Genomic DNA, 13,842 nt, shown 5'->3' with positions numbered 1-13,842 from the left:
GGGAACCGTTTCATTCGGTGCTGGGCTGGACGAGCTTGAATACCAGGCGCGCGGCGGTGCGCTGCGCCGCCCGCCGCAGGCGCACGGGGCTCGGCGGGACTGGTGGCGGTGTCGGGGAAGTGGCGGCCAGACGAGGGAAGAGCGCTTCGGCGTTGGCGCGGTTGACGGCGTTGAGGACGTCCCGGGCGAGGTTGTCGTCGAGACCGCTCGCGAAGTACTGCCCGGCTGGGGTGGGGGCGAAGGGCCAGTCGCTGCCGAAGAGCACGTGTCCGGGGCGGGCGAAGGCGAGCAGGGTCGGCAGGGCGGCGGGGCTGGAGGACAGCGCGGTGTCGAAGTAGAAGGAGCGGAAGTCGTCCAGTACGTCGAGCGGGCTGCGTGCGGTGTCGTTGGCGATGGTGAGGGCCATGCGGTGTGAGGAGTAGGGAACGAAGCCGCCGGCGTGGCTGAGGATGAACCGGACGTTCGGGTAGCGGCGCGGGACGCCGTTGCGGACCAGGAGGTAGGCGGCGCGGGTGGTGTCCAGAAGGAAGTCGGCGGCGAAGGCGGGAATGCCGTCGACCGGAGGAGCGGGCAGTTCGGCCGGGTGTACGAAGACCACCGCGCCGCGGTCGTTCAGCGTCTGCCACAGCGCGTCCTGGCCGCCCGCGCCGAGGTAGGTACCCCGGTTGTTGGCGAGCAGGGTGACGCCGTCGGCGCGCAGGTCGTCCAGTGCGCGAGCGGCCTCGGCGGCCGAGGTGTCGGAGTCGGGCATCGGCAGCGTGGCGAAGAAGCCGAAGCGGCCGGCGTGGTGGGTGGCCAGGGCCGCGCAGTGGTCGTTGAGGCGTCGGGCCAGGTCGGCGGCGTCGGCGGGTTCGGTGAGGAAGTTGGTGCCGGGCGTCGACACGGAGACGATCGACGTGGTGGTGCCGAGCAGGTCCATCAGCCGCAGGGCGGACTCGGCGCTCCAGTCGGGGAGGGAGCGTCCGCCGGCGTCGGCGATGCCGGTCTTGGCGAGCTCGTCGCGGTAGAAGGCGGGCACTATGTGCTGATGCACGTCGATGCGCTGTGCGGAAGGGGACATGAAGCGGCCTTTCCTGTGGTCTGCGGAAGTGCGGCTGTTCCACGGAGTGCGGCGGGGAAGTCGCGCCATCGGCCGCCGAGGGCTCCGTGACGCGCCTCCGCACTCTGACCGGTTCCGATCAAGGGAGCGCCGCGAGGTCGGGGGCGTACTCCATGGGGGGCCAGGAGCCGCACACCGGTCACCAGCCCTACGACCCGGCGGTTGCCGGGCTCATGCCTTTCTCCTTGCCGCCATCCGTGTCGCCGCGTCGTAGACCAGCTGGGCGTGCAGTTCGAACATCGCCACCAGGTCGACGGCGTCCCCGTTGATCTCCCGCTGGACGAACAGCCCGTCGGCGCCGGCGACGGCGTAGGTCGTCAGGATCTGGACGGACTCCTCGTCGAGGCCCGGAACGAGCGATGCGGCCATCTCGGCGATCTTCGCGCGCGCGATGTCGCGGACCTGGAGGAACACCGTGCGGCCGCGCGGCTCGGCCGGGCGCCGCTCCAGCGCGAGCATCAGCCCCAGGCGCAGGAAGTCGGGGGCGTCGACCAGTGACTTCGCCACGTTCCCAGCCACGGCGGTGACCCGTTCCAGCGGGGTGCCGGACTCCTCGTCCGGCAGTTCGAACGCGGCCAGCCAGGTGTCGAAGCTGCGCTCGATGACCGCGGCGATCAGGTCGTCCTTGTCCTTGAAGTGCCAGTAGATCGAGCTGGCAGGCAGTCCGCACGCGGCGCTGACGGCCACGATCGAGGTGCCTTCGTACCCGCGCTCGCCGGAGATTTCCACGGCGGCGTCGAGGATGCGCTGCCGCGACTCCACTCCGTTCGCCCGCTTCTTCCGGGTCGTCTGCGGCTTCGTCATGGCAGATGTCCTCCTGTCGGTGCGTTCCGCGCCGGCCGCTTGACCGCTTCCGGCGACCAGCTTACCGTAGCGCTCGTTCCAATTGTAGTGACCAATACAGGAAGGGTGTGCGGCATGATCGACAGTGAGGTGGCCCGATGACCGGGACCAGGGCCGGGTCGGAGAGCGAAGACAGCGTCTACGACGTGGCGGTGATCGGTTACGGGCCCACGGGCGTGACCGCGGCGAACCTGCTGGGAGCGATGGGGCTGCGGGTCGTCGTCCTGGAGCGGGACGACGCGATCTTCGCGCGTGCCAGGGCCATCTCCACCGACGAGGAGGTCGTCCGCATCTGGCAGCGCATCGGCCTGGCCGAGCGGCTCAAGCAGGACATGCTGACCGAGCGGGATGTGGACTTCGTCGACGCCGACGGCCGTACGTTCATCAGCGCGCGCCCCACCCCACGCGGGCACGGTCACCCACCGCAGATGTTCATCTACCAGCCGGCGCTGGAGCAGGTCCTGCGTGACGGGGTCGACCGCTACCCGAACGTGGAGATCCTTCTGCGCCACGAGTGCCTGCGCCTGCGCCAGGACGCCGACGGGGTGGAGCTGACGGTCGTCGGCACCGCCGACGACTCCGTCCACCGGCTGCGCGCCTCGTACGTGATCGCGGCCGACGGCGGATCCAGCCTCACCCGTGCCCAGCTGAACATCGGCTACGAGGGCACGACGTACGAGGACCGCTGGGTGGTGATCGATACGAAAATGCTCAAGCCCTGGCCGGACCACGACAAGCTGCGCTTCCACTGCGATCCGGCCCGACCGGCCGTGGACTGCCCGACCCCGCTGGGCCACCACCGGTGGGAGTTCCCGATTCTGCCCGGTGACGACGAGAAGCAGCTGACCACCGAGGAGGCCGTGTACCGGCTGGTGGCCCGGTACGGCATCTCCCGCGACAGCATCGACATCCTGCGCGCCACCGTCTACAGCCACCACGTGCGCTTCGCCACCCGCTTCCGGATGGGCCGGGTCTTCCTCGCCGGCGACGCCGCCCACGCCATGCCGCCGTGGATCGGTCAGGGTATGGCCGCCGGCGTGCGCGACGTGGCCAACCTCTGCTGGAAACTCGACGCCGTGCTGAGCGGCCACCTGCCCGAGAGCGTCCTCGACAGCTACGAGGCCGAGCGCAAGCCGCACGTCAGGGAGGTCACCAGGCGGGCGGTGTTCGTCGGCCGGATCATCACCGAGCGCCGCCGGCCCGTCGCCCGCGTCCGCAACGGCGTCCTGCGCACCCTGGACCGCATACCGGGCTTCGGCGACCGGACACAGGACTCGCACTGGATCCCCGTAGCCCGCTACAAAGCCGGCCTCCAGGCCCGTCCCCGCACCAAGGCGACCGGCCACCAGATCCCCCAGCCCTGGGTCACCGGCCCCGACGGCACCCGTGTCCGGCTCGACGACGCGCTCGGCGGCCGATGGGCCCTGCTGCACGCCAACACCGCCGTCCCGCAGCTCGTCTGGAGCCGATCCGGCGTCTCCTCCCTGACCATCACACCCCTCGGCTCCGGGCCGGCCGAAGGCACCCTCGTCGACAGCGACGGCGTCCTGCTGCCGTGGATGAGACGGCACGGCGCGGCCACGCTCGCCCTGCGTCCCGACGCCTACGTCTACGCGGCGGCCACCGCAGGCGCCCTGCTTCCGCCGCCGCCCCAGGGCTTCACCTCGTCCACGGCTCCGCGCCTCGACGCGTCCAGCACCCAGTGAGAACACCGACACAGTGAGGACACCGGCATCATGACGACGACACCGACCGGTCTGCCGACGATGCAGGAGACGACGTACGGCATCGGCGGACGGAAGATCTTCGCCGCGGAGACCGGAGAGGGCCCGCCGGTCCTGCTGCTGCACGGCGGAGGCCCCGGAGCATCCGGCGTCTCCAACTACGCCCGCAACATCACGGAGCTGGCCAAGGAGTACCGGGTCATCGTGCCCGATCTGCCCGGCTACGGCCGTAGCACCAAGGGCGTCGACGGCAGCGACCCCTTCGGCCATCTGGCCGACGGCATACGCGGACTGCTCGACGAACTGGGCCTGGAAAAGGCGCACCTGGTGGGCAACTCCTACGGCGGCGCCTGCGCCCTGCGCCTGGCCCTGGACACCCCGGACCGGGTCGACCGCATGGTCCTGATGGGCCCCGGCGGCATCGGCACCACCCGCGCCCTGCCCACCCCAGGTCTCAACAGCCTGCTGAACTACTACAGCGGCGACGGGCCTTCGCGGCAGAAGCTGGAGAAGTTCATCCGCAACTATCTCGTCTTCAACGCCGCCGACGTCCCGGACGCTGCGATCGACGAGCGCTACCGGGCCAGCATCGATCCGGAAGTGATCGCCTCACCGCCGCTGCGACGGCCGTCCGGGCCCGACGCCCTGCGGACCGTATGGAAGATGGACTTCACCCGCGATGCGCGCCTGTCCCGGCTGCCCGTGCCCACGCTGGTGCTGTGGGGGGCGCGGGACCGGGTCAACCGGCCGTCCGGCGGCCGGATGCTCGCCGAGCGCATGCCCAACTGCGACCTGTATCTCGTCGCCAACACCGGGCACTGGGTCCAGTTCGAACGCGCGGAGCTCTTCAACCGGCTGTGCGCAGACTTCCTGGCGGGCCGCCGATGAACACCGCAGCGACCAGCACCGCCTCCGTCTTCGGCGCCGTCCATCTCGGCTACATCGTCATCGAGACCAACCGCTTCGCCGACTGGCGCCGCTTCGGTACCGACGCCATCGGCATGCACCACGACAGCCTCTCCCGCGACCTGATGCGCTTCCGCCTCGACGACCAGGAATGCCGCTTCCTGCTCAGGCGCGGCCCGGCCGAGGACGTCGTCGCTACCGGCTGGCACATCGACGACCACGCCTCCTTCGAGCAGATCGAGGCCCGTATCCGGGCCCACGGCGTCCCTGTCGTACGCGGGCCGGACGAGGAAGCCGCCCTGCGCGGCGTGGAGCGCCTCCTGCGGTTCCCCGGCCCCAAGGGCATCACCCAGGAGATCTACACCACCCCGCTGACGTCGGCCGAACCGCTGCGCATGCTCGCGTCAGGCTTCGTTACCGGCGACTCCGGCATGGGACACGTCGCGCTGACCTCCACCAGGCCGACGCAGATCCGCGGCTACTTCAACACCGTCTTCGACGCCCGCCTGACCGACTACATCGACGAGACCATCAGCGGCGTCAAACTCAAGATCCGCTTCCTGCGCGTCAACGAACGCCACCACTCCATCGCGGTGGCCGCCACCCGCGGGCTGCCCATCGACCCGATCCGCACCCGCGTCCAGCACCTCAACATCCAGGCCGCCACCCTGGACGACGTGGCCCAGAGCTACCAGCGGGTGCACGAACTCGGCTTCGATATGGCGCTGTCGGTCGGCCGGCACACCAACGACAAGGAACTCTCCTACTACGCCCGCACCCCCTCGGGCTTCGAATGGGAAGTCGGCTGGAACCCGATCGTCATCGACGAGACGATCTGGGAACCCTCCACCCACCAGGGCATCAGCGTCTGGGGCCACCTCCCCGTCGGCCAGACCATCGTGGACAAGCTCGCCCAGTTCCGTGCCGGCGCCCGCTCCCTCGCTCACCCCGAGAACACGGTGCCCGCTCTCAGCGGCGCGGGCATCGCCGACGACTGATCCATATTTTGCCGCTGTTCGGACCGTACGCCTATACCTGTCATGCAGCGGCGGACTCCCGTCGCCGCCCCTCCCACAACCCCGCCCCTCCCCGACCGGAGGTAACTCCCGCATGTTCGCTCCACACCACTTCCCGCCGGGGGCGATCGTGAGCGCCCACGAGCCCGCCGACGCCGTGCACAAGGCGGCGGCCGCCCTGGAAGAGGCCGCCCGCACCGGCGCCCCCTGCGCCCCGGTGCGCTCGCGCCTGCCCGAAGGCGACGTCGAAGCCGCGTACGCCGTGCAGCGCCTGCACGTGGAACGCGGGATCGCCGCCGGGCGGCGGCTGGTGGGCCGCAAGATCGGCCTGACCTCGCCCGCCGTGCAGCGGCAGCTCGGCGTGGACCGGCCCGACTTCGGCGCGCTGTTCGCCGACATGGCGGTGCCCGAGGGACGCCCGATCGCCCCCGGCCGGCTCCTCCAGCCGAAGGTCGAGGCCGAGGTCGCCCTGGTCCTCGGCGCGGACCTTCCGCATCACGACCCGACCGTCGCCGACCTGCTGCGCGCCACGGCCTTCGCGCTGCCCGCCCTGGAGATCGTCGACAGCCGCATCGCCGACTGGGACATCACCATCGTCGACACCATCGCCGACAACGCCTCCTGCGGCCTGTACGTCCTGGGCGGCACCCCCGCCCCCCTGGACCGCGTCGACCTGCGGGCCGTGACGATGATCCTCACCAAGAACGGCGAGACGGTCTCCGAGGGCACCGGAGCCGACTGCCTGGGCAGCCCCCTCACCGCCGCCCTCTGGCTCGCCTCCACCCTCGCCGGGCTCGGCGACCCGCTGCGGGCCGGCGACATCGTCCTGACCGGCGCGCTCGGCCCGATGGCCGCCGCCGCCGAGGGCGACGAGTTCACCGCGCACATCGAAGGGCTCGGCACGGTCACGACCACGTTCGCATCCGCCGCCACGGAAAGGACCGCAGCATGAGCACGAAGGTCGCCGTCATCGGGTCGGGCAACATCGGCACCGACCTGATGATCAAAATCCTGCGGCTCTCCGACTCCCTGGAGATCGCCGCCATGGTCGGGATCGATCCCGACTCCGACGGCCTGGCCCGTGCCCGCCGCCTGAAGGTCGCCACCACCCACGAGGGCGTCGACGGCCTGGTGAGGCTGGACGAGTTCGCGGACGTCGAGATCGTCTTCGACGCCACTTCGGCCGGCGCGCACCGCCACCACGACGAGGTGCTGCGCTCGCTGGGGCGCAGGGTCGTGGACCTGACGCCCGCCGCGCTCGGCCCGTATGTCGTCCCGCCGGTCAACGGCGATGCCCACCTCGACGCACCGAACGTCAACATGGTCACCTGCGGCGGCCAGGCCACCATTCCGATCGTGGCCGCCGTCGGGGCCGTGACGCCCGTCCACTACGGAGAGATCGTCGCCTCGATCTCCTCCCGTTCGGCCGGCCCCGGCACCCGGGCCAACATCGACGAGTTCACCGAGACGACCTCGTCGGCCATCGAGAAGGTGGGAGGCGCCGTCCGGGGCAAGGCCATCATCGTCCTGAATCCGGCCGAACCTCCGCTGATCATGCGCGACACCGTGTACTGCCTGGTCAGCGAGTGCGACGACGCCGCGGTGACCGCATCGGTGGAGGAGATGGTCGCCCGGGTCCAGGCATACGTGCCCGGATACCGCCTCAAGCAGAAGGTCCAGTTCGAACGCGTCGCCGACGACGACCCCCTCCGCACACTGCTGCCCGTCGGCACGAAGACCACCGGCGCCGCGAAGGTCTCGGTCTTCCTGGAGGTCGAGGGCGCCGCCCACTACCTGCCCGCCTACGCCGGGAACCTCGACATCATGACCTCGGCCGCCCTGCGCACCGCCGAGCGCATGTCCGCCGCGCAGCCCTTCACCGAGGTGGTCTCCCGATGACTCCGAACCAGCCCCCCGCCCTGTACATACAGGACGTGACCCTGCGGGACGGCATGCACGCCGTACGCCACCTCTACACCGTCGACCAGGCCCGCACCATCGCCGCCGCGCTGGACGCCGCCGGGGTCGGCGCGATCGAGATCGCCCACGGCGACGGCCTGTCCGGCTCCAGCATCACCTACGGCGTCGGCGCGCACACCGACTGGGAGTGGATCGAAGCCGTCTGCGACAGCGTTCACCACGCGTTGCCCACCACGCTGCTCCTGCCCGGCATCGGCACCCTGCACGACCTGCGGCAGGCCCACGCCCTCGGCATCCGCTCGGTCCGCGTCGCCACCCACTGCACCGAGGCCGACATCTCCGCCCAGCACATCGGCGCCGCCCGCGACCTGGGCATGGACGTGGCCGGGTTCCTGATGATGTCCCACATGGCCGAACCCGGCGAACTGGCCCGCCAGGCCAAGCTGATGGAATCCTACGGAGCCGGGTGCGTCTACGTCACCGACTCAGGCGGCCGCCTGACCATGGACGGCGTCCGCGATCGCGTCCGCGCCTACCGCGACGTCCTCGAACCGGACACCGGGATCGGCATTCACGCCCACCACAACCTCGGCCTGGGCGTCGCCAACTCCGTCGTCGCCGTCGAGAACGGCGTCACCCGCGTCGACGCCTCCCTCGCCGGCCAGGGCGCCGGAGCCGGGAACTGCCCGCTGGAGGCGTTCGTCGCGGTCGCCGACCTGATGGGCTGGGAACACGGCTGCGACCTGTTCCCCCTGATGGACGCCGCAGACGACGTCGTACGTCCCCTGCAGGACCGCGAGGTCCGCGTCGACCGCGAGACCCTCACCCTCGGCTACGCGGGCGTGTACTCCAGCTTCCTGCGCCACGCCGAGGCCGCCGCCCGGCGGCACGGCCTCGACACCCGCGCGATCCTCGTCGAGGTCGGCCGGCGCAAGATGGTCGGCGGTCAGGAGGACATGATCACGGACATCGCCCTCGACCTCGCGGCGGCCGACTCCGCCGGCTGATCGGGAACGGCCGGCAAGGGGCGGACAGGACACCCCGTGGGCCGTAGGTAGGCAGCATGGCCGACATGCGGGATCTGTGGTGGGCAGCGGGCCGGATGGCCTTCAGCCTTGCGAAGGACGACGACTGGCGAAATCAACGGTGGGCCGAGTCATTGCCCCGCTCAGCTACATCGTTGGAGCCGGTCTGGCCCAAGACCTACAGCAGCGGCCCCTTCACGAACGCTCTGCCGGCCATCGCCCTGGTCCTGCACGCGGCCCCCTGGACGATGACCCGGGATACGTGCCGGTGGAAGACATCGGGACGGCGCTCACTCCGCCCCAGGATGCCTCGGACACGCTGTCGCTTGAGGACACCCTCCGCGAGGGCCTGATCGAACGACAGCATGACCTGGACGACGGCTCCCCACTGTCCTCACTGTTTCATCCGTTCCAGCAGCTCGGGATCCGAGCATGCAGCGGATCGTAGAAGGTCGCCGTACCGCGGCGAGCAAGAACCGGACAGTTGAGTCCTTCCCTCAAGGGGAAGTGCTGCGGTCATGCCGCCAGGCGGGTGCCGCGGCGCCAGATGGCACGGGTGTTGAGAGTGTCGCTGATGTTGCTGACCGGGTCGCCGTCGACCAGCAGAAGGTCGGCGCGCAATCCCTCGGCGATGCGACCCCGGTCGCTGAGGCGGAAGCGGCGGGCCGTGGTCGCCGTGGCCGCGCGCAGGGCCCGTGCAGGAGTGAGACCGGCCTGCACCAAGTACTGCAGTTCGTGGTGCAGACTCGCCCCGTGTGCCAGGCCCCCGAAGAACGTCTCGGGCATGGAGACGTCGGTGCCGGCCAGCACGTCGACGCCGGCGGCGTCCAGCGCGCGCACGGTGTCGTACACGTCGTGGAGTTTGCCCTGCGGGTAGCGGTTGTAGCTGGAGCGCAGGGTCCGGTCCCAGCCGGCGTCGAGGCGTGCGGCGACCCGGGGGTCGTCGGCGAGTTCGCTGCCGGTGACCCCCATCATCGAGGCGTTGAGAGTGACGCAGGGGATGACGAACATGCCCGCGTCCTTGATCAGGCTGATGATCTCGGCGGTGTGCGGCTGGTCCATGAACACGTGGGTGACGCCGTCGACGCCGGCTTCGGCGGCCGTCCTGGTGGCCTCCACGGTCAGCGCGTGGGCCACGGTCAGGGCACCGTACTTCTTGGCTTCGGCCACGCCGGCATTCACGGTGGCCTGGTCGAGCGCGGGCAGCCCGGGGTGTCCCTCCACGCTGCCGTCGTCGATCATGAACTTGATGAAGTCGGAGCCCCGGGCGAGGAGCTGCGGCACGAAGGCGGCGGCCTCCTCGGGCGTGGTGGAGAACGGCATCAGGGGCATCACCGGGGGAAGGTCCCACTTGGGCCGGAACCCTTCGGGCATCAGCTCGCTCGGGTGTCCGCCGGGCGGTGTGATGGCGAAGCCGGAGGAGCGCACATCGGCCTGTGTGTCGTCGTCGGTGATGGCCCCCCGGTTCTCCCGGGTGTTCATCCCCTGCATCTCCAGTTCGGTCGTCACCCCGAACCGCAGGGCGAGCGCCAGGGAACCCGGGGCGGAGTGCACATGGGCGTCGATGAGACCCGGCAGCAGTGTGGCGCCGCTGCCGTCGACGATCTCACTGCCCTCGGGAGCGTCGCCACCGATGCGGGCGATCCTCCCGCCGTCGATGACCACGGTCCGTACGCCGACCACCTTCTCCCCGTCGAAGATCTGCGCGTTGGTGATCGCGGTGAGCGTCATGACGGTCCGCCTCATTTCCTAAGCTCGTTCAATATTTACATATCCAATGCTATGCACTTATTGAATGGTATGCAAATGTGCCGGCCGGGCCTAGACTCGGCGTATGAGCAGCACGCCCTCCTCCGAGCAGCCCCCCGACGACCCGGCGCTGGATCAGATCGGTCCGGCGCTGTCCCGTCTGCGGCGACGCGCACCGGCATCGAGCAAGGACCTCTCCCGCAACCTCGTGCTCAACGTCATCGCCGACGCGCCGGGCGAGACGACCGTCGGCGGGCTCGCCGCCGAGATGGGCGTCGCGCAGCCGGTGGCCAGCCGGACCGTCGCCGCCTGCATAGCGGACGGACTGCTGCGGCGGGCGGCATCCCAGTCCGACGGACGCCGCACCGTGCTCGAACTCACCGATCACGGCGAGGCCGAACGCAACCGCTTCGCCGCCGAACAGCGAGAAGCGTTCCTGGAGATCACCGTCGCCTGGTCACCGGAGGAGCGGACCCAGTTCGCACGGCTCCTGACGCGGTACGGAGCCGACGCCACCGCCTGGTCCAGGAAACAGACCACAAGCCGCGACTGAACGAGCAGCACCCCGAGACCGAGTCATGGCCAGGAGCCCGGGCGTCGAACACGCTGACGGACGATCTACCGATCCAACTCTCACCCGTGAACCGGGTGAGAGTCCTGGGAACCGATCACACCAGCCCCTTGACCTGCGAATTCAAGTTGGCGGCAACTCAATGCGGGTCATGTCGCGGGCCGCCTTCTATGCCGTAGGCACCGATGACACGCCACTTCCGTCAACGGCGACGCTGACCTCCGGCGGCAAGCGCAGGGAGTTGCCCACAGTGCAGCGGTTCGTCATGGCCCGTAGCGCCTCTCACTGTGCTGAGCTGAGCTGAGCTTGTTGGGCGGAATGACGCGAACTTGTACGGTCCGTACTCGTGCCGGAGGCCCTTTGCCATGTCGAACTCGGCGAATACCCGCAGCCCTTCACGCGCGAGTCCGTGCCGCTTGAGGAACGAGCCCGCGTAGTAGGCCACACATGTGGCAAGCGCGGTCACGAACAGCTCCACCGGGGTCGGACCGGGTGCGTCCCCACCCGCAGGGACGGGTTGGTCCACGATCACTTTATGATCCAGTACCCCGGCTGCGTACGTCTCTCCGCCGTTGTGCCTTACCTCGATGCGGTCGGCACCTGGTGCTTCCCCCTGTCGCTGGTGAGAGCCCCTCTCGCCGTGGCGCGGTGCGGTTCCGTTCATCGCCGGTCCTTCTTCCTTCCTGCTGTCGTGCGGCCTTCGCCGTCCTGGACGGCTGCCGCGTCCCCGGTGGCCGCCGTCAGCCAGGTGACCGATCGGCGGATGTCGGAGGGCACGACGATGCCGATAAGCTTGCCGCTCGCCGGATCGAGGACCAGGGCGTGTCATTCGTGACTTGTCTGCAGCCGGGGCAACAGGTCGTCGGCCGGTTCGTCGAAAGAGACCGTGACGGTTGCAGCCAACGGGCGCATGATGTCGCGCAGTGTGGTGAGGGGCCGGTCTTCGAGCGGCACGCGGTTGATCTGCCGGGCGGACACCAGCCCCGCTGCGATTCCCGCGCTGTCGGTCACCGGCAACACCGAGCAGTCCAGAGCGGCCGGGTCGGGCTCCGAACACACCGCTATGCGCCGCCCGGCGACGACCAGCGCACCGTCCTCCGTCCCGACCTCCAGGCCGAACCTGCCGTACGTCGAGTCGTACTCCAGCAGATGCGTCAAGGTCCCGGCCGACGCCACATCGTTGACCGCCACCACCTCGACCGCCGTCGCCTGCCGCGCCACCCGCTCCAGCACACACCGCAGACAGTTCCGCCCGATCCGCCCGAACCCGTTGATCCCCACCCGCACGACCATGTCCTGATCCGCCTCCTGGATCATTTCTGGGGCGCCACCGGCCGGCGGCGCCAGCTTGCGCTGCCCCACCACCATCCCGGCCCACGACACGGCGAGCACGGGGCCGAACGGCCCCACGCGGGAACGCGGAACGGCCGTTCTGCCCCACGCGAGACGCGTCCACTGGACCGCATCACCAGCCCGGCGGGGGGAGCCGGCAGTTCTGAGGCCGTCCACGGCGATCGAAGCCAGCGAGCGGGCCGGGCAACGATGCGGCAGCCGAACACGGCGGACCGATACCGCCGAGGGCCTGCTCGGCGGCGTCGAGGGTGAGGGCCCGGACAGCCCGGGGTGCTAGAGATCGTCTTCAAAGGGTCAGATCCAGAGCAGGAGTGAGGCGATGGTGACGGCGGCGTGGTAGGACTCACGGGTCTTGTCATAGCGAGTGGCGAGCCCGCGCTGGGGCGCCAGCCAGGCGGGCTGGGTCCTGCCGAAGGTCGGCACCGGAACACCGGCGAGCTTCGTCATCGCCGTCTCCCCGCCGTCAACTGGCTCCGACAGGGCCGCTACGACCTCCTCGCCGAGCTGCGCGCCGAAGGCGCATAGCCTGCCTGCACCCAAGCCCGGATCGCCCGGAACGAAGCCGTCCGTCGATTGCTGGCACGCCACGCGACCTTCGACGGGCACGCCGCGGCCGTGCACGGCGACACGGACGGCATGACCGCCGGGCGCTGGGGCTTCATCTCCAAGAAATACACCGCGGACACCACACGAGACCTCCGTGTCCTGCGCGGCGTACCGGTACTGCTGACCCTCGCGGGCCACGACGTCCACGTGGACACCGCCGGCACGGAGCGCACCTACCATAGGATTCTGGGCGGGGGCAGCGCGCTGACAGTCGAGCGCTACCCGGACGCGACCCATTCACTACTCAAGCGGTCCATCGAGCAGTCCGACGCCAGGATCACGCTCACCGGGCTCTTCTCGCCCCGCTCACTCTTCGCGGCCGGATTCCTGGACAACCAGCGGCAATTCCTGAACGAACTCGGCCGAGGCACCGGCGGCACTTCCTGACAGCCCTTCGACGAAGGCCACACCGCCCCGGTCGCCGATGCGAGGCACACGCTACCGGACACGGCTGACGGGGAGACCGTCGTTGTGACGATGCCTGGGATTCTGACTCGTGGCAGGAATTTTGAGCAGCGTGGGACCAGGAATGCGCGCCTTCAAACCGGTCCGCGTCACCCTCGGGGAGCGCATGGGATCACATCGCGACATGACAACCGGAACACCCGCCCCCAGCGCACTACACACCGCCGTGAGCGAATCGTTGTGATGATGCTCGCGTCGCTCTTACGGTTACCTCGCGGCCACAACCGCTCGCGGGAGCGAAGGCGCAAATGCTTCTGCATTTCGTCGGCCAGGCCCCGTGATTCCCGTCATTCCCCAAGGGAAAAGGAGTGCGACCATGACGTACGAACGTCCCACACTGACCAAGGCCGGCGGCTTCCGGAAGGTGACGGGCGTCAAGAACACCGGCCCCAAGGATGTTCTCGGCGGCAAGCAGCTCCTCTGACGCGACCGGTGCGGGACGCTGAGCGCACCCGCACCTTGCCCCGGTCCGGGCCGGCCCCGCCTCGGCCCGGTCTGCGGTCGGCCGAGCCCGTCCGCCGGCGCGCCCCGCCCCTTCCGACGTCCGGAGCCCCACCGACCGAAG

At 69.8% G+C, this 13,842-nt stretch carries 15 protein-coding genes; 9 read left to right on the top strand and 6 right to left on the bottom strand.

Going from position 1 to position 13,842, the window contains the following annotated elements; all coding sequences use genetic code 11:
* Positions 1-10 precede the first annotated feature (10 nt).
* Positions 11-1,060 (bottom strand): amidohydrolase family protein, encoded by a 1,050-nt coding sequence (locus A6A06_RS22280; RefSeq protein ID WP_073763019.1) that lies wholly within the window; start codon positions 1,058-1,060, stop codon positions 11-13.
* 210 nt (positions 1,061-1,270) lie between these two features.
* Positions 1,271-1,903, bottom strand: a complete 633-nt coding sequence (locus A6A06_RS22275) for a TetR/AcrR family transcriptional regulator (RefSeq protein ID WP_073763018.1) — start codon at positions 1,901-1,903, stop codon at positions 1,271-1,273.
* A 137-nt stretch (positions 1,904-2,040) separates the two neighbouring features.
* Here A6A06_RS22275 and mhpA point away from each other — a divergent pair, with 137 nt between their 5' ends.
* The 6 genes from mhpA to dmpG all read left to right on the top strand — a co-directional run bounded on the left by mhpA (position 2,041) and on the right by dmpG (position 8,515).
* Positions 2,041-3,648, top strand: a complete 1,608-nt coding sequence (gene mhpA / locus A6A06_RS22270; protein ID WP_073763017.1) for a bifunctional 3-(3-hydroxy-phenyl)propionate/3-hydroxycinnamic acid hydroxylase MhpA — start codon at positions 2,041-2,043, stop codon at positions 3,646-3,648.
* Between the two features lie 30 nt (positions 3,649-3,678).
* The gene (locus A6A06_RS22265) at positions 3,679-4,554 is read left to right on the top strand and encodes an alpha/beta fold hydrolase (protein WP_073763016.1); all 876 of its coding nucleotides are present in this window, start codon (positions 3,679-3,681) and stop codon (positions 4,552-4,554) included.
* Positions 4,551-5,570, top strand: a complete 1,020-nt coding sequence (locus A6A06_RS22260; protein ID WP_073763015.1) for a VOC family protein — start codon at positions 4,551-4,553, stop codon at positions 5,568-5,570. Before A6A06_RS22265 ends, A6A06_RS22260 begins: the two co-directional genes overlap by 4 nt.
* A 112-nt stretch (positions 5,571-5,682) precedes the next feature.
* Positions 5,683-6,540 carry a 2-keto-4-pentenoate hydratase gene (gene mhpD / locus A6A06_RS22255; protein ID WP_073763014.1) on the top strand — a complete coding sequence of 286 codons (858 nt, stop codon included), beginning with the start codon at positions 5,683-5,685 and terminating at the stop codon, positions 6,538-6,540.
* Positions 6,537-7,487 carry an acetaldehyde dehydrogenase (acetylating) gene (locus A6A06_RS22250; RefSeq protein WP_073763013.1) on the top strand — a complete coding sequence of 317 codons (951 nt, stop codon included), beginning with the start codon at positions 6,537-6,539 and terminating at the stop codon, positions 7,485-7,487. The genes mhpD and A6A06_RS22250 overlap by 4 nt, the downstream gene beginning before the upstream one ends.
* Positions 7,484-8,515 (top strand): 4-hydroxy-2-oxovalerate aldolase, encoded by a 1,032-nt coding sequence (dmpG, locus tag A6A06_RS22245; RefSeq protein WP_073763012.1) that lies wholly within the window; start codon positions 7,484-7,486, stop codon positions 8,513-8,515. Before A6A06_RS22250 ends, dmpG begins: the two co-directional genes overlap by 4 nt.
* Before the next feature lie 534 nt (positions 8,516-9,049).
* Here the strand turns inward: dmpG and A6A06_RS22235 are convergent.
* Positions 9,050-10,264, bottom strand: coding sequence for an amidohydrolase family protein (locus tag A6A06_RS22235; protein WP_073763010.1), 1,215 nt, complete (start codon positions 10,262-10,264; stop codon positions 9,050-9,052).
* 103 nt (positions 10,265-10,367) lie between these two features.
* Here A6A06_RS22235 and A6A06_RS22230 point away from each other — a divergent pair, with 103 nt between their 5' ends.
* On the top strand, positions 10,368-10,835 hold the full coding sequence (locus tag A6A06_RS22230; RefSeq protein ID WP_073763009.1) for a MarR family winged helix-turn-helix transcriptional regulator: 468 nt from the start codon (positions 10,368-10,370) through the stop codon (positions 10,833-10,835).
* A gap of 220 nt (positions 10,836-11,055) precedes the next feature.
* Here the strand turns inward: A6A06_RS22230 and A6A06_RS43970 are convergent, their stop codons facing one another.
* From A6A06_RS43970 to A6A06_RS41930, 3 genes are all read right to left on the bottom strand, one after another.
* Positions 11,056-11,517 (bottom strand): OsmC family protein, encoded by a 462-nt coding sequence (locus A6A06_RS43970; protein WP_443333768.1) that lies wholly within the window; start codon positions 11,515-11,517, stop codon positions 11,056-11,058.
* Between the two features lie 161 nt (positions 11,518-11,678).
* Positions 11,679-12,245: a glyceraldehyde 3-phosphate dehydrogenase NAD-binding domain-containing protein gene (locus A6A06_RS43965; RefSeq protein ID WP_443333767.1), complete on the bottom strand. Its 567-nt coding sequence runs from the start codon at positions 12,243-12,245 to the stop codon at positions 11,679-11,681.
* Positions 12,246-12,500: 255 nt separating this feature from the next.
* The gene (locus A6A06_RS41930) at positions 12,501-12,653 is read right to left on the bottom strand and encodes a hypothetical protein (protein ID WP_199931064.1); all 153 of its coding nucleotides are present in this window, start codon (positions 12,651-12,653) and stop codon (positions 12,501-12,503) included.
* Positions 12,654-12,779: 126 nt separating this feature from the next.
* Here A6A06_RS41930 and A6A06_RS22210 point away from each other — a divergent pair, with 126 nt between their 5' ends.
* Both A6A06_RS22210 and A6A06_RS41925 read left to right on the top strand, forming a co-directional pair.
* A complete protein-coding gene (locus A6A06_RS22210) occupies positions 12,780-13,199 on the top strand; it encodes a hypothetical protein (protein ID WP_073763006.1) in 420 nt (139 codons plus the stop codon).
* A 394-nt stretch (positions 13,200-13,593) separates the two neighbouring features.
* Positions 13,594-13,701 carry a keywimysin-related RiPP gene (locus A6A06_RS41925; protein WP_106970745.1) on the top strand — a complete coding sequence of 36 codons (108 nt, stop codon included), beginning with the start codon at positions 13,594-13,596 and terminating at the stop codon, positions 13,699-13,701.
* Positions 13,702-13,842 lie beyond the last annotated feature (141 nt).

Origin of the sequence: Streptomyces sp. CB02923 (assembly GCF_001905005.1) — a bacterium.
Taxonomy (GTDB): Bacteria; Actinomycetota; Actinomycetes; order Streptomycetales; family Streptomycetaceae; genus Streptomyces.
The sequence above is the reverse complement of the archived record's forward strand: the minus strand, read 5'-3'. Positions and strand labels throughout refer to the sequence as shown.

Excerpts from the sequence above, each read along its gene's own strand:
- A6A06_RS41930 (WP_199931064.1), bottom strand. The coding sequence starts at position 12,653 with ATGACGAAGCTCGCCGGTGTTCCGGTGCCGACCTTCGGCAGGACCCAG.
- A6A06_RS22275 (WP_073763018.1), bottom strand. The coding sequence starts at position 1,903 with ATGACGAAGCCGCAGACGACCCGGAAGAAGCGGGCGAACGGAGTGGAG.
- A6A06_RS43970 (WP_443333768.1), bottom strand. The coding sequence starts at position 11,517 with ATGAACGGAACCGCACCGCGCCACGGCGAGAGGGGCTCTCACCAGCGA.
- dmpG (WP_073763012.1), top strand. The coding sequence starts at position 7,484 with ATGACTCCGAACCAGCCCCCCGCCCTGTACATACAGGACGTGACCCTG.
- A6A06_RS22265 (WP_073763016.1), top strand. The coding sequence starts at position 3,679 with ATGACGACGACACCGACCGGTCTGCCGACGATGCAGGAGACGACGTAC.
- A6A06_RS22230 (WP_073763009.1), top strand. The coding sequence starts at position 10,368 with ATGAGCAGCACGCCCTCCTCCGAGCAGCCCCCCGACGACCCGGCGCTG.
- A6A06_RS22280 (WP_073763019.1), bottom strand. The coding sequence starts at position 1,060 with ATGTCCCCTTCCGCACAGCGCATCGACGTGCATCAGCACATAGTGCCC.
- A6A06_RS22260 (WP_073763015.1), top strand. The coding sequence starts at position 4,551 with ATGAACACCGCAGCGACCAGCACCGCCTCCGTCTTCGGCGCCGTCCAT.
- A6A06_RS22235 (WP_073763010.1), bottom strand. The coding sequence starts at position 10,264 with ATGACGCTCACCGCGATCACCAACGCGCAGATCTTCGACGGGGAGAAG.
- A6A06_RS41925 (WP_106970745.1), top strand. The coding sequence starts at position 13,594 with ATGACGTACGAACGTCCCACACTGACCAAGGCCGGCGGCTTCCGGAAG.
- mhpA (WP_073763017.1), top strand. The coding sequence starts at position 2,041 with ATGACCGGGACCAGGGCCGGGTCGGAGAGCGAAGACAGCGTCTACGAC.
- mhpD (WP_073763014.1), top strand. The coding sequence starts at position 5,683 with ATGTTCGCTCCACACCACTTCCCGCCGGGGGCGATCGTGAGCGCCCAC.
- A6A06_RS22250 (WP_073763013.1), top strand. The coding sequence starts at position 6,537 with ATGAGCACGAAGGTCGCCGTCATCGGGTCGGGCAACATCGGCACCGAC.